Origin of the sequence: Paenibacillus sp. 22594, from assembly GCF_052044425.1 — a bacterium.
GTDB lineage: Bacteria > Bacillota > Bacilli > Paenibacillales > Paenibacillaceae > Paenibacillus_AQ.
The window spans coordinates 83,613-98,161 of the sequence record NZ_JBQENA010000014.1; the positions used below are offsets into that span (position 1 = coordinate 83,613).

General features: G+C 52.6%; 14 protein-coding genes. 9 read left to right on the plus strand and 5 right to left on the minus strand.

Annotated features, from left to right (window positions below):
* The first annotated feature begins 41 nt into the window (after window positions 1–41).
* Window positions 42–1,013, plus strand: coding sequence for an EamA family transporter (locus ACTJKB_RS28570; protein ID WP_440837681.1), 972 nt, complete (start codon window positions 42–44; stop codon window positions 1,011–1,013).
* A gap of 37 nt (window positions 1,014–1,050) precedes the next feature.
* Window positions 1,051–1,737: a helix-turn-helix domain-containing protein gene (locus tag ACTJKB_RS28575; protein ID WP_440837711.1), complete on the plus strand. Its 687-nt coding sequence runs from the start codon at window positions 1,051–1,053 to the stop codon at window positions 1,735–1,737.
* A gap of 146 nt (window positions 1,738–1,883) precedes the next feature.
* On the opposite strand, the gene ACTJKB_RS28580 is transcribed toward ACTJKB_RS28575, so the two are convergent.
* The 5 genes from ACTJKB_RS28580 to ACTJKB_RS28600 form a co-directional block, all read right to left on the minus strand.
* The gene (locus tag ACTJKB_RS28580; protein ID WP_440837682.1) at window positions 1,884–4,076 is read right to left on the minus strand and encodes an alpha-galactosidase; all 2,193 of its coding nucleotides are present in this window, start codon (window positions 4,074–4,076) and stop codon (window positions 1,884–1,886) included.
* A gap of 269 nt (window positions 4,077–4,345) precedes the next feature.
* The gene (locus ACTJKB_RS28585) at window positions 4,346–6,874 is read right to left on the minus strand and encodes an ABC transporter permease (protein ID WP_440837683.1); all 2,529 of its coding nucleotides are present in this window, start codon (window positions 6,872–6,874) and stop codon (window positions 4,346–4,348) included.
* Window positions 6,871–7,572: an ABC transporter ATP-binding protein gene (locus ACTJKB_RS28590; protein ID WP_440837684.1), complete on the minus strand. Its 702-nt coding sequence runs from the start codon at window positions 7,570–7,572 to the stop codon at window positions 6,871–6,873. The genes ACTJKB_RS28585 and ACTJKB_RS28590 overlap by 4 nt, the downstream gene beginning before the upstream one ends.
* Before the next feature lie 93 nt (window positions 7,573–7,665).
* Entirely contained in the window at window positions 7,666–8,700 is a 1,035-nt protein-coding gene (locus ACTJKB_RS28595) for a sensor histidine kinase (RefSeq protein WP_440837685.1), read from the minus strand.
* Window positions 8,697–9,383 (minus strand): response regulator transcription factor, encoded by a 687-nt coding sequence (locus ACTJKB_RS28600; protein ID WP_440837686.1) that lies wholly within the window; start codon window positions 9,381–9,383, stop codon window positions 8,697–8,699. The genes ACTJKB_RS28595 and ACTJKB_RS28600 overlap by 4 nt, the downstream gene beginning before the upstream one ends.
* Before the next feature lie 283 nt (window positions 9,384–9,666).
* Between ACTJKB_RS28600 and ACTJKB_RS28605 the strand changes: the two genes are divergently transcribed.
* The 7 genes from ACTJKB_RS28605 to ACTJKB_RS28635 all read left to right on the plus strand — a co-directional run bounded on the left by ACTJKB_RS28605 (window position 9,667) and on the right by ACTJKB_RS28635 (window position 14,495).
* Window positions 9,667–9,969 (plus strand): hypothetical protein, encoded by a 303-nt coding sequence (locus ACTJKB_RS28605; RefSeq protein WP_440837687.1) that lies wholly within the window; start codon window positions 9,667–9,669, stop codon window positions 9,967–9,969.
* Between the two features lie 46 nt (window positions 9,970–10,015).
* Entirely contained in the window at window positions 10,016–10,693 is a 678-nt protein-coding gene (locus ACTJKB_RS28610) for a PspA/IM30 family protein (RefSeq protein ID WP_074083751.1), read from the plus strand.
* 4 nt (window positions 10,694–10,697) lie between these two features.
* Window positions 10,698–11,183, plus strand: a complete 486-nt coding sequence (locus tag ACTJKB_RS28615) for a PspC domain-containing protein (RefSeq protein ID WP_440837688.1) — start codon at window positions 10,698–10,700, stop codon at window positions 11,181–11,183.
* 3 nt (window positions 11,184–11,186) lie between these two features.
* The gene (locus tag ACTJKB_RS28620) at window positions 11,187–11,894 is read left to right on the plus strand and encodes a PspA/IM30 family protein (RefSeq protein WP_074106958.1); all 708 of its coding nucleotides are present in this window, start codon (window positions 11,187–11,189) and stop codon (window positions 11,892–11,894) included.
* A 203-nt stretch (window positions 11,895–12,097) separates the two neighbouring features.
* Window positions 12,098–12,745, plus strand: a complete 648-nt coding sequence (gene liaF, locus ACTJKB_RS28625; RefSeq protein ID WP_440837689.1) for a cell wall-active antibiotics response protein LiaF — start codon at window positions 12,098–12,100, stop codon at window positions 12,743–12,745.
* A gap of 38 nt (window positions 12,746–12,783) precedes the next feature.
* Window positions 12,784–13,818, plus strand: a complete 1,035-nt coding sequence (locus ACTJKB_RS28630; protein WP_440837690.1) for a histidine kinase — start codon at window positions 12,784–12,786, stop codon at window positions 13,816–13,818.
* A gap of 20 nt (window positions 13,819–13,838) precedes the next feature.
* Complete coding sequence (locus tag ACTJKB_RS28635; RefSeq protein WP_440837712.1) at window positions 13,839–14,495, plus strand: response regulator; 657 nt, start codon at window positions 13,839–13,841, stop codon at window positions 14,493–14,495.
* Window positions 14,496–14,549: the final 54 nt, after the last annotated feature.

Consider the following 14,549-nt stretch of genomic DNA (forward strand, 5'->3'; position numbering starts at 1 on the left):
CTGAACCGGAATTAATAAAAATTTAGAGAGGAAGGTGGAGCGTGAAGCAGAAACCTGGTGTGAATTCGGGGTATATGATCGGCATCGCGTTGTTGTCTGTTTATTTATTTTGGGGAGGCACTTATGTCGGGATGAAGGTTGCGATTGAGACAATGCCACCTTTTCTGATGGCGGGAATACGTTTCTTTACAGCCGGAGCTGTGCTATATGTAATCTCCAGATTAAGCGGGGCCAAACATCCGGCGGGACGCGAGTGGAGGTCTTCGGCCATCGTTGGCGCACTGCTGCTGCTTGGAGGCAATGGACTGGTGGCGTGGTCGGAGCAAAGAGTCTCTTCATCCATTGCTTCACTGATCGTTGCTGCTGTTCCTGTCTGGATGATGCTGTTCGGGTGGTTTGGCCGCAGCGGCAAACGTCCTAACACTGGCGTCATCGCCGGGATTGTGCTCGGACTGCTGGGCATCGCCGTACTGGTATTCCAGCCGGGGCAGAGGGATACGGGCACCGCTACTGATCTGACGGGCATCATTACTTTGCTCGTAGCTTCTCTTAGCTGGGCGTCAGGCTCCATGTATTCACGGAGCGCCCGGATGCCGGATTCTCCGCTGATGTCGACGGCGGCGCAGATGCTGACAGGGGGCATGCTCCTGATCACATTTTCCTATTTTACCGGCGACTGGTCCAAGCTGGAAGTCTCGTCAATCTCGCTTCGTTCTTATGCGGCCCTTGGTTATCTGGTTGTGTTTGGCTCGATTATCGGCTACACAGCCTACATCTGGCTGCTAAAAAATGCCGACGCGTCCCTGGCTTCGACCTACGCCTTTGTCAACCCGGTAGTCGCTGTTATCTTGGGCTGGGCTATGGTGGGTGAACAGCTTACCGTGAACACGTTGGCTGCTGCCGTTATCATTATCGCTGCCGTAGTTTTGGTGACCCTATTCCGCGGCAGGCCGCAAAAGACAGGAACTCAAGCAGCGCTTGATATACAAAATCAGCAGCAGTCGCTACACTGAGGACATCACAGCCGAAGGGGTGGTAGCATTGTTCGATATGCTAAAGACAGGCAGGAATATTGTTAGATTAAGAGGGGCCGCAGGACTTACGCAAATGGGGCTCGCGGATAAGCTGGGGATCAGTTATCAGGCGGTCAGTAATTGGGAGAGAGGCACAAGCATGCCTGATATCTCCAAGCTCCCGGAGCTGGCGGAAATCTTCAATGTCGGCATCGACGAGATTCTGGGTGAAGGGAAGGGAACCCGGTTCATCGGGAGTGTGCTGGACAACACAACGGAGGATTATTTCGAGCAGAATAACGTATCCGCCGAAGAGCTTTCAGCGATTGCGCCGTTACTTCAAATGGAGCAGATCGGTGAGGCTTTTGAACATGTAAAAGAGAGTGCGGCTTTCAGCGATCTCCTCGCACTTGCTCCTTTTCTCAGTGAGGAATTACTAGATGAATGTGCGAAACAGGCTTTTGAAAAAGAAGGCGCAGGAGTGCTGCCGCAACTGGCTCCGTTTATCAGCGAGGAGACGCTGGATGAACTCGCGAAGGTGATTCTGGCAAAAGAGGGATCAAAAGCGCTGCCGCCGCTCGCTCCGTTTATCAGCGAGGAGATGCTGGATGAACTCGCCAAGGAGATCCTCGCCAAAGAAGGCGCAAAAGCGCTGCTGCCCTTGGCGCCATTTATCAGCGAGGGGATACTCAGCGAATGGGGCTCCCGGGCGTTTGCCAAATGACCGTTGTCTGCTGCAGTGCCGGGGGTGCGCGATATCGCCTCCGCATCGTCTAACAGCCCAACCCAAAACCGGCTATGCTGCCCCGATAAGGACGGCATAGCCGGTTAAACTTGGGTTTCACCCCATAATATACTTTTCTGTACCTGCTATTTTTCCACAGCCACAAAGTGGAACAGCTTGCTCTGGAAGTCGCCGTGCAGTTCTGGCAGGAGCAGTCCGGCATACATCAGCCGGTCACCGCCATATACGTCGCCAGTCTCCTTCAATAAATAGTCCTTCTCCGGGTCCAGCCCCTGAAGGCGGAGACGCGGGCGGTTCGTATTCGGACTGGCCAGAACGCGGAAGTAGCCCGCCAGTGCTTCGGTTCGGTCTTCATTTACGAACATCCAGGCCGTTTCATTGCCTTCAAACGGCGATAGGAGCCGGTACATGTCGCCTTGCTGCACTAGGGAACGGATTTCCTTATAAAAGGCCACCTGGGCAGCCGCTTCCGCCTGTTCCTCGGGTGTGAAGCGGGTCAGGTCCAGCTCATAGCCGAAGTTACCGGACATCGCCACGTCGCCGCGCATCGTAAGCGAGGTGTTGCGGTGCACCTGATGGTTCGGAACTGCCGAGATATGGGAGCCCATGCTGCTTGCCGGGTAGACGATGCTGGTACCGTACTGGATTTTGAGACGTTCCACGGCATCAGTGTCATCGCTGGTCCAGGTCTGCGGCATGTAATGAAGAATGCCGGGATCAAATCTGCCGCCGCCGCCGGAGCAGCTTTCGAACAGCACATGCGGGAATTTGGAGGTGATTTCCTCCATCACCCGGTACAGTCCCAGCATATAGCGGTGGGCTGTTTCTCCCTGGCGCTCAGGCGGTAAGGCAGCGGAGCCGATCTCAGTCATATGCCGGTTCATATCCCATTTGACATAGGTGATTGGGGCTGATGCCAGCACAGTGCTGACCGAATCGACAATATAATCGCATACCTCCTGGCGCGACAGATCCAGAATCAGCTGATTTCGGGCCTGACTGCGTCTGCGGTCTTGTACATGCAGGCACCAGTCCGGGTGGGCACGGTACAGATCGCTGTCCGGCGATACCATCTCCGGCTCAAACCAGAGGCCGAACTGCATCCCGAGCCGCCGGACCCGTTCCACCAGATCGGGCAGACCCTGCGGCAGCTTGCGGGTATCCACGAACCAGTCACCCAGTGATGTAGTGTCGTCATCGCGGCGGCCGAACCAGCCGTCATCAAGCACGAACAGCTCGATGCCCAGCGCTTTGCCGGCACGGGCGATATCTTCGATTTTGTCGGCATCGAAGTCAAAATAAGTAGCTTCCCAATTGTTAATCAGCACTGGACGGGGCTCGTCGCGGTATAATCCCCGCGCCAGGCGGGTCCGGTATAGCTTGTGGTAGGTCCGGGACATACCGCCGATGCCCTGGTCGGAATAGACGAGCACCGCTTCGGGTGTCTGGAAGCTCTCGCCAGGCGCAAGCAGCCAGCGGAAACCAAACGGATTGATGCCCATCGTTACGCGTGTAGTTCCATATTGATCCACATCGGCATTCGCGCTGAAGCTGCCGCTGTAGACCAGGCTGAAGCCGTAAGCCTCTCCGCTGTCCTCCACAGTCTGCGGGGACAGCAGGGCCAGGAACGGATTCTGCTGATGGCTGCTGGCGCCGCGTTTGCTGTCAATGCCTTGCCGTCCATTGTGCAGAGGAGCGCGAACAAGATGGCGTTCGCGGGCCCAGGACCCGGACAGCTGGATCAGCTCGTAATTGTCATGCGGGAAATCGAGCGCTACCGATAAGGCGCGGTTCAGCTGCAGCGGTCCGCTGCCGGTATTTGTTAGCTGTGCAGAGCGGATAATAGCGTCGAAGCCCTTCAGTATGCTATAGGACAGCACGGCACGTACGCCTGCTGCGGTATCCTCGAGCACAAGCTGCAGCGTTTCGGCTTCATCGCTGCTTTCGGCATATACGGCTGGCAACCCCTCCAGTGCAGGTTTACCCTTGAGAATGCTATGGGATACATAGGTAAGCTCCGTTACAGTGGTTCCGTTCAGCAACTGAGCCTCATATGCAGGCTCCCTGAAGTCCCCCGAGCCATACCCGGGATATTCCTGGGGAAGCGTGTCCAGTGAGAAAGCTGGCTCTTTGGGATCGACCGTGCTGCTGAAGCCCATGGCTCCAGGACCATACAGATCGGAAATAGCGGTGCCACGGATTTTTCGGCCCCAGTGCAGATGCACGGGATAGGCGCCGCGGACAAGGCCGAATACATAGCTGGTATTTGCAGTTTGCAGATGAAAGATTTGATGCTCGGCATCGTAAATGATGGACAAGGTAACAACCTCCTGGGATGTCTGCAGATTTAGAGTGGCGGATGCAGGGACGCATGATATACGGATCATAATGTAAGCATGCCCACTGTCCGTCATAAGCCGCCATTACTGCACGCGGACAGTGGAGAGTCAGCCTCAGTATAAGTCTGTTCTGCACCTAAATCTATGGAGAAAAGCAGAGTCCATATGGACGAATGTCGTTTGTTTATAAAAGAACACTACCTCGTCTTGAGAATACTGAAGCCGTTTTGCTCAAAAAAAGCTACTTGCTAAGCCGTTTGCCGCAGTCGTTCCACAACCGTAGCCTTGCTCAGCATTCTATAGGAGGATAAGGTAACGGTATACGCAATCGCAGCCAGGACCGGAACGACCAGAATAAAGGGCAGCCAGCCCATATGGAATACGGTAAAGGCCATGTTGTCCGCAATGTTCTTGGAAATCCGGTAAGTCAGAAATACGCCTAAGGACGAGGTGACCGACACGGTTAATAGGACATTGAACAGCCCTTCATATACCAGAATCTTTTTCAGTTGCCGCTTGGTCATGCCGATGCTCTCCAGCAGAGCGAATTCATTCTTTCGCGCAATGACTCCGGTAATTACCGTGTTGATATAATTAAGGACGCCAATCAGAGCAATGACGAAGCTGAGGCCGTAGCCGACCGTCTGGAAAACACGGATAAACCCGCCAAGCTCCTGCCGATAGTCCTCTCTTGATTTGTAGGCCAGTTCATCGCTTGATGCTGCAAGAGATTTGGCGGTCTGCATAGCACTGTCGAGCTTGGCCGGGTCGATGTGGAGCGTTGCCGACAGAGCCATAGGCGGATCGCTTCCCGCAGGCAGCTCCCTGGTCAATTCTGAGGAAGGAAAAAAAGCATTATAGCCACAGGCTGTGAAGGATTGGGTAGTTGCGGCATAAAGAGCATCATTATGTAGAACAGCCATGACTTCATAGCTTTTGCCCAGCCCCTCATACTTCACCTGGTCACCGGGATGGTAATAAGACTTATAAGTATCCTCACCCATGATGGCTTCGGTCACCAGCACATAGTTTCCGGAGGCGAATTTCTGCGGATCAAAGCTGCCTTCAAGGACATCCTTCTGCACCAGGTCATACCAGCCGGCATCCATGCCGTAGAGATTGAGCTGAATGAAGTTATTCTTAAGAACCGCTGCAAGTGCCGGATCTGATGGAGCAGTCTCTGCCAAAGGCTTCAGCGCTCCAAGTATAGTGTCATCCATAGTATAGTTCTCAACTTTGAAATAGACACTGTCCACGTGTTCAACTCCGTCAATTTTCTCTAATGCGCCTATAAACGGCCCCGAAAGCTTATAGGGATCACCGGGCCGCTCGCCCGCGCTCTGCACGATAGCTCTGTTGCGGATAACGGCGTCACCGTTTATAAATGTGCTGAGGTACTTATTGACATCCAGCGATGAGATTACGGTAAAAATAATGCTGAACAAGATCATGCTTAAGGAGAGCGAAGTCAGCATAAGGAACAGCTTCTTTTTGTTGCGGAACAGGTTGGCGAAAGCCATGGCGTACAGCTGTGCCCCGCGTTTCGAACGTTTGTGCATCTTGCGCTTAGCGCTTACGCCTGCGAACCGTACAGCTTCTACAGGGGCAATCCGCGCGGCCATCCGGCCCGGTTTGCTTGCCGCGATCCATACCGTCAGGTAGGCGAATACGGCAGCCCCGACAAAGATCCACGGACTGGACGAATAAGCCGTTTCGGTGGGTTCGTCTGAAAAGGTGCCCAGCAGCGGAGACAACAACCGGCCAATCCCGTAACCGGAAGCGAGCCCAAAGGGCAGACCGATCAGATACAGCACTTGGGACTGGATCGTAATGATTCTCTTGAGCTGCCTCGGCGTAGTTCCGATCGCCTTCAGCAGGCCGTAAAACTTGACATCCCGTACAACTGATATGTAAAAGATATTATATATCAGCAAATATCCGCTCAGCATGATGATCAGGATGACCGCCAGATAAGGGACCAGAGTGATGATATTTTCCGAGAGAGATGAAGCGGTGTAGGCCCAATTGACCCCGATCGGCACATTCAGACTCGTATCCGCGAGCACTTTGTTCAGTTTTTTTTCGATATCCACGGCATTGTTGAACATGACGCTCAGCTCTTCGGTGTTCACATAGGAACCGCTGGCCTTTGATTTTACCGGATCAATAGAGGACAGGTTTTTCTGCACCCAAGCATCGGAGACGAATGCCAGTCCTGCGATCGACAAATTTTTGTCCGCCTCATAATATCCAGATACGATAAAAACCTGATGAATCACGCGGTCTCCGATATCAATATCCAGAGTTACCTGCTGGCCCAGCGCATGCTTGATGCCGAGCTTATCCATCACCCAGGTGTTCAGTACAACATCATTCTCAGTGGCAGGCAACCCGCCTTCGATAAAGTTAATAAATCCGTGCCTGGCGTAAGCCTCGTCGATCCGCTTAACCTCAACCGGGCTATCCTTGAAAACCCCATCCTCCAGATCCCCTGCATTCAGGGAAACGGCGTATTCCCGTATAGAGGGATGCTTCTTCAGGATCTCCACCTGGGCCGGGGTAAGATATTTGAAGCCTCCGTGAAAATCGGAGCCAACGGTTTTCATCTGGGTCAATTCCATGGATTTGTTAATGCTCAGGACCATGGTGAAAATGGAGGTGATGAGCAGGGTCGTCAGGATGACAGCACAGATCACGGCCAAATTGCGCATCGGATTGGCTTTGAGGCTTTTCAGGGAGAGTCGGGTTACAATTTTACGGTTGTTTGTGCTGATCATAGCGGACTTGCTCCGCTGGAGGCAGTATGGCCTGAAACGATACGTCCGTCTTCAATGCGGATAATCCGGTCTGCGGTCTGGGCGATAGACTCGTTATGGGTAATCATGACAATGGTCTGATTGAATTTTTCACTCATCTGCTTCAGCAGAATCAGCACCTCCTGGCTGGTTTTGCTGTCGAGATTGCCTGTAGGCTCGTCCGCCAGAATGATCGAAGGCTTGGTGGCCAAAGCTCTGGCAATAGCTACCCGCTGCTGCTGGCCGCCGGAAAGATTCGAGGGCAGATTGTGGATTTTCTCCTGCAGGCCCAAAGCCCGGATCACTTCGTCCAGATAGGTCTGATCGATGCTGCCGCCGTCGAGCTCTATAGGAAGCAGAATATTTTCGAGTACATTGAGGATCGGTACCAGGTTGTAGCTTTGAAAGACGAATCCGACCGACCGGCGTCTAAAAATCGTCAATTTCTCGTCGCTCATCGCAAAAATATCGTTCCCGTCCACAAAAACCTTGCCTGCCGTAGCCCGGTCGAGACCGCCTAGCATATGCAGCAGCGTGCTTTTTCCGCTCCCGCTGGTGCCGACAATGGCCAGAAACTCACCTTTCTCCACAGACAGCGACACATCATCCAGCGCTTTTACAGTGGTCTGCGGATCTTTTCCATAATATTTCTTCAGATGCTCAATTCTCAAAATAGGCATGAGTAAGTCATTCCTCCATCATCTTGGGTTATTCCTTAAGATACCAGACCAATCTAACCGGGCAGTGTCTGAAATCTGTCAGGATTGACACCATTAGACCTGGGGGAGGAAGATCGAGAGCTTCGTACCTGTGCCGACCCCGGATGCCGCTGTAATAAAACCTCCCTGGAGGCTGATAATTTTCTGCGTCAAATAGAGCCCGATTCCGATGCCTTCGTATTCCCGTGCGCTGTGTCCCCGGTAGAACCGTTTGAAGATATGCTCAAGCTCATTCCCCGGAATCCCCATGCCTGTATCAGAGATATCAATACGAGTAAACATTTCATTGCCTTCGGCCGCAATCCGGATACTGCCGCCTGCTTCCGAATACTTCACCGCATTCTCCAGCAGGTTGAACAGTGCTTCGCTGGTCCACTTATGATCGTGGCGTGCTCTTGTCAGCGGATCACATGCAATCTGGATGCTGATCCCCTTATTTTCCGCACGGGTATAGATGTGGGATACAGCGCTGGTAATCGTCGCAATAACAGGGGTGACCTCGCTGTGCAGGGTAATCATACCCGTTTCCAGTCTGGATAATTTGATTAATGAGGTGATCAGCCATTCAAGCTTTTCCGATTGCGATTCGATCTGGTTTAGCAGAAGCCGTGTGTCCCCACCGAGTTCCGGCATTTCGGCAAGCAGCTGACTGTAGAGCAGAATATTGGAGAGAGGGGTCTTGGTCTGATGGGAGATATCTGAGATGAGTTCCTTGATGGTGTTCTTTTCGCTCTCCAGATTCTGCTCATTCGCTTGGTTAATCTCGATGTAGCGCAACAATTTATGCTCCAGGGAAGAGAGGCTGGTCTCGTCAAAATGGGTTAGCTTCTCGCGTCCATGAATCGCCCGGTCCACCATTTCATCTACAGAATTCATAAAGGCTGTAACCTGCCGCCGCAGCATCCAATTCCATAAGGCTCCCAGGATCAGCATACAGGACACGAAGAGGACCGTCAGTTCCGTGAGTGCCGGCTGCTCCCCTTCCAGAAACATGACCCTTCCGGCGTAACCCAGCACCAGAAGCACTAAGATTGCCGAAAAAATGAGGTTCCCTCGTTTGGAGCTCCGTACATCATTGCGGCTGGTCATAGATTCGGTCTCTCCGCCCACATATAACCCAGGCCATAGACGGTTTTAATGTATTTCGGAGCCGAAGGCTCGTCCTCGATCTTGGCGCGCAGCCGTTTGACGGCTACCGTGAGTGCGTTCTCATCCACAAACTCGGCCTCCTGCGACCAGATCTTGTCAATTAACTGTTCTCTGTTTAGAATCATGCCGGGGTTAGCGACCAGTATTTTCAGCAGCTTCAGTTCGGTTTTGCTAAGGGTTAAGGGTTCCGAATTCTTATGGAATTCCAGCCGTCCAAAATCAAAGCTCAAGGGGCCGAGTGTGAATTTATCCCCGCCCCGGGAGGAAGCCCGTTTGAGAACGGCCATGACTCTGGCCCGCAGGATCATCAGGCTGAAAGGCTTAGTGATATAGTCATCGCCTCCAAGCTCAAACCCAGTAACGATATCCGGCTCCAGGTCATTTGCGGTCAAAAAGATAATCGGCACCTGAGAGGTTCTACGGATTTTCTCACAGTAGTCTAATCCGCTACCGTCAGGGAGATTAATGTCCAGAATGATCAGATCTATCTTAATAGAAGAAACGATTTGCTCCGCTGAGGCAATATCGTAGGCTTGCTGTATCGCGAAATCATTCTGGGCAAGGGTTAAGGCGATCCCTTTGTTCAGGCTTCGGTCATCTTCAACGATGAGTAGTGTCTTCATGGGTTATGCTCCTTTGCTGTACCGCTTATAAACAGTAACCAGATAAGGAATATTTCAAGCTCCAGGCTGTTTACTTCCATATTATGTACAACGCTGCAGGATTACGCAAACCGAAGTTGGCGGTGCCGGAGAGTACTCTGCCCCGTCCAGGCATCCTGCAGTCGCATAGCCTCCCCGACTAAGGTCCAGTACACAAAACCGTCCACGGTCTGTTTTGAAAGTCTGCGGTTTGCCCTAGAATAAGGCTATAAGGTTCAAGGTTAACGAAAGGCGGTGAGAAAAAATGCAAAGAAGACAAGGTAACGGACTTGCGATTGTCCTGATCGTACTTGGAGCAATTATGCTGATGGGGATTGCCCTTCCGCTGATCCATGGAATGTTCAGACTTCTGTTCCCGGTATTGCTGGTTGTTCTCGGGTACTACGGAATTAAAAGCGGACGCAAAGTTATCGGCTGGGTGGTGCTGTTCATCGGTATCATGTCCCTGATCGCGAAGCTTTCCTGGATCATCGGACCGCTGCTCGGTATCGCGCTGGTGGTTTGGGGCATATCGGTGCTGAAGGGTAGAAGAAACGGAACATATTAAGCATTCCAAGGTTACTTAATAAGAAGCAGGGAGGGAGCCGAAAATCATGAGTGTTTTTCGCCGCATGAGGGATATTACCGTAGCTAACTTGAATGAACGACTGGAACAGAGCCAGGATCCGGTGAAGCTGATCGATCAATTTCTACACTCAACCCGTGAGGAAATCGCCGAAGCCGAGAGGCTGTACCAGCAATATGCAGCCCATACGAAGCAACTGCAGCAGCAGGTAAATCAGGCGACGGCCATGAGGAACAAACGTGAAGAGCAGGCGCTGCTGGCGCTCAAGGCTGGTGAGGATAACCTGGCTAAGCTGGCGCTTCAGGAAAAGATTATTCACGAGGAAAAGCTGGAGCAGTACAGCGGTCTGCTGGAGCAGAGCCAGCAATCACTTTTTGAGCTTGAAGGCCAGCTGAACGAGCTGAAAATGGAGTATCAGACGGTATACAGCAAACGCCAGTATTATGCAGCACGGATGGAGTCGCTGCGGTTGCAGCAGCGCATGAATCAAAGAGCCACGGCATATGGCAATGGCGGCGATGTTCCCAAAATGTTCGGCCGGCTGGAAGACCGGATGAGCGATTGGGAGCTGGAAGCGAAGAGTCTGCGCGATCTGCGCCGCATGGGCCAGGAATACGCCATTCAGGCTGGAGAAACCGTGGCGACTGTACTCGAAAGAGAAATGGCCCGCCTGAAGGAGAAACTGAACAACGATGGAAAGGAGTAGTTCTATGACCCGATTGTATCGTTCAACCCGTGACAAGGTGATGACAGGGATGGCAGGTGGATTGTCCGAGACGCTCGGCATCGACTCCACCCTGTTCCGGATTCTGCTGGTGGTTAGTATTCCTTTTACCGGCGGAGCTAGCATTCTTGCTTATTTTGTCGCAGCGCTTGTTATCCCTAAAGAGCCGACCCAGTATAATCCTTTCGGACCTGGACCCGGCGCGCCAGGTGGCCCTTATGGCGGCCCTTACTCAGGAAGACCTGAGCATGGACGCGGACCACAAGGACCTCATGGTCCTCACGGACAGGGCGGATACGGCCCTTACGGCAGCCAGCCGGGCTACAACCCCGGTTATGATAAAGCGGGTGCCTATTCGGCACAAGACTCCGGTATTGATGCCATGATGAAGGATATTGAGAAGAAGGCCCTGCAAAAAGAAGTCGAAGAGCTCAAACAAAAACTTGCCAAATACGAGAAGGGAGAAGTGTAAATTATGGGAGTATTTCAACGGATTAAGGATATGACAAAGGCGTCGGTAAATGACTTGCTGGATAAGGTAGAGGACCCAATCGTAATGCTGAATCAATATCTGCGCGATATGGAGGCTGAAATTCACGAAGCTGAGGTAACTGTAGCGAAGCAGATGGCCAATGAGCGCCGCATGAAGCAGCGTGTAGAGGAAGCTGCGAAGGTATCCGGACAACGTGCAGCCCAGGCTGAACTGGCACTGAAGAATGGCCAGGAGGAAGTTACACGCAAGCTGCTGGAAGAAAAAATCTACTTCGACCAGAAGCAAGCCGAATACAGCGAGCTTCATGCTCAGGCGGAAGTGCAAGCCAAGGAATTGGTACAGCAGCTCCATGATATGAAGGACGAATTCTACAAGCTGCGCAACAAACGCAATGAGCTGGTATCCCGTGCACAAATGGCCAAGGCCAAGAAGCAAATGTCGCAAATCAGCAGTGTTCATGCCATCGAGAGCGGCAGCGCGTCCCTGGGCTTCCACCGCATGGAAGAAAAAATCATGCAGCTTGAAGCGGAAGCTGATGTCATGCGTGCCCCTTACAGCCCTTCGGCAACAGCATACAGCAAACCGGTTGATGCTGAAAAGCAGCTGAAAGTGGAAGAACAGCTCGCTGCATTGAAGAGCAAGCTGAACACCTCACCATCTTCCCCTTCTTTGGATAAAAAAGAAGAATAAAGCCTGTTCCTAAACCATAGGCGGATATGATATGCTGATCAAGGTAAAGCCATACGGTATGGATCTTCCATACCGGTATGGCTTTTGTAGCGGGATGCGGGAAACATAAGGGTTATGCTTACGAAGTCAGTTTTGCTTCGCAAAACTTAAGGCTTATGCTTACGAAGTCAGTTTTGCTTCGCAAAACTTATAGGAGGTGCGAAATGGATAAACGGAACCGTATGATTGCCATAGGACTGATCGGCATTGGCTGCTTGATGATATTTGGCAGATGGCTCGGCTTTTTTTCCATTGTCGCGCTTCTGTTCCTGCTGCTCGGGATTTACCGGACAACGTCGGGCAAAGTCAAGCAAGGCTATAAGCTATTGGGGGTTGGCGCAGTACTGCTGCTGCTGGATCACCTGCTGCTGGTGCTCGGGATTTGCCTGATCTCTCTGGGGATGTTTTTTGTCAAATCCAGACGGATACAGCGCAGGGGCGGGTTTATGCAGAAGCAAAGCTTCTCCTCCAGATTTGACTGGGATCTGTCACCATGGGTTATGCGCAGCCTGAGCGCCTGGCATGTGCTGGGTGAGGCGGATATTGACCTGTCGCTGGCGATGGCAGAAGACCGGGAGACCGTGATGCTGTTCCAGGGGATCTTTGGTGATACGGACATACATCTGTCCGAGGATTATGGCGTGGAGATCGAGGCATTTGTGCTGTTCGGCTCCATTGAATTCGGCAGCCACCGAGACGCGGGCATGCTAAACCGGCTGAATTGGAAGTCAGCTAACTACGATAGCTGTGAGCAGAAAGTGAAGTTTAATATTTCTTATATTATGGGTGACCTGGATGTGCGGGCAGATTGAGTGGTCTGACACGGAAACATGGAGGAGGGCTTCCCGGCATGGGCAAAAAAAGCAGTAATATGGTTACGCGCAGCATGGGGGAGGGAGCTCTTTTCTCTTTGGTCATGCTGCTCGTTTTCCTGTACATCATGTATACATATGGATATCTGCAACCGTTTGAGGATTGGAAAATCGGTGTGAGGACAGCGGTATCGCTGATTCTGCTACCGGTAGTGTTCGGCATCGTCTTTGGTTTCTACCAGGGATTCCGGACCAAGCGGAAGCTGGAGCGCCTGCGGGCGACACTGGTGGCCTGGGAGAAAGGGAACCTGACTCCGGCGATGCCGGATCTGGGCAGTGATGAGCTGGGCCGGCTCAGCGAGCAGCTCAGCCGGATCAGCGGCAAATGGGAGAACCAGGTGAATACACTGCAGCGGCTCTCGACGAACAACGCCAAGCTGGCCGAGCAGGCCCGTGTCACAGCGATTATGGAAGAACGGCAGCGGCTGGCCAGGGAATTGCATGACGCCGTGTCGCAGCAGCTGTTCGCGATCTCCATGACGGCAACAGCAGTAGGGCGGACGCTGGAAAAGGACTTTGACAAGGCGCAGCGGCAAATTGCGCTGATTGAGGAAATGTCTGCCGTCGCCCAGTCTGAGATGCGGGCGCTACTGCTGCATTTGCGCCCGGTCTATCTGGAGGGCAAAGGGCTGCGGCAGGGGCTGCAGGAGCTGATCAAGGAGCTGGAGATCAAGGTTCCGATCGACATTGTGTTCGAGATGGACCCGGATGTACAGCTGATGAAGGGCATTGAGAATCATTTGTTCCGCATCGTGCAGGAAGCCATTTCCAACACCCTGCGGCACGCCAAGGCGGAGAAGATGGAGATCCGGCTGCATCGGCGGGGCGACACTGTCCGCCTGACGCTGCGTGACGACGGGGTCGGGTTCGAGATGGATGAGAGCAAGCAGACATCCTACGGTTTGTCGAACATGCAGGAGCGGATTATTGAGACTGGAGGCTCGATCCAGTTCATTACCGCTCCGGGCAAAGGTATGCGAATTGAGATTACCGTACCATTAGTTAATGAATAGGAGGCAAGGGTGCCATGGAGATGGAGGAAGCGGAAGCGATTAAAGTACTGCTTGTGGACGATCACGAAATGGTCCGGATTGGACTTGCTGCGGTGCTCGGCACCGAGGATGGGATCGAAGTGGTGGGTGAGGCAGGAAGTGGAGAAGAAGGCATACGGCTAGCCCAGGAATACAATCCTGATGTGGTCCTGATGGACCTGGTTATGGACGGCATGGACGGAATTGAAACGACGAGACAGCTTCTTAAGCTGTACCCCGATTGTAAAGTGATTGTGCTCACCAGCTATCTGGATGATGAAAAAATGTATCCGGTGATTGAAGCGGGCGCATTCAGCTATTTGCTGAAAACCTCGCGGGCCAGCGAAGTGGCCGATGCTATCCGCGCTGCTGCAAGAGGCCAGTCGGTGCTGGAGTCGCAGGTCGCCTCCAAAATGATGAACCGGTTCCGCACAAATGCGAAAGGTGGCGATGCGCCTGCCTACAAGGAGCTTACCGAACGCGAGATGGAAGTACTGAAGCTGCTGGCTCAGGGCAAATCCAACCAGGATATCGCGGACCAGCTCATTATTGGGATTAAGACCGTGAAATTCCATGTGACGAATATACTGGCCAAGCTGGGTGTAGAGGACCGTACCCAGGCAGCCATTTATGCTTATAAAAACGGACTTGCGGAATAACCGCAGGTATATAATCTCTCTTCTTGGATATCCTGTTTAGTAGATTACTAGACC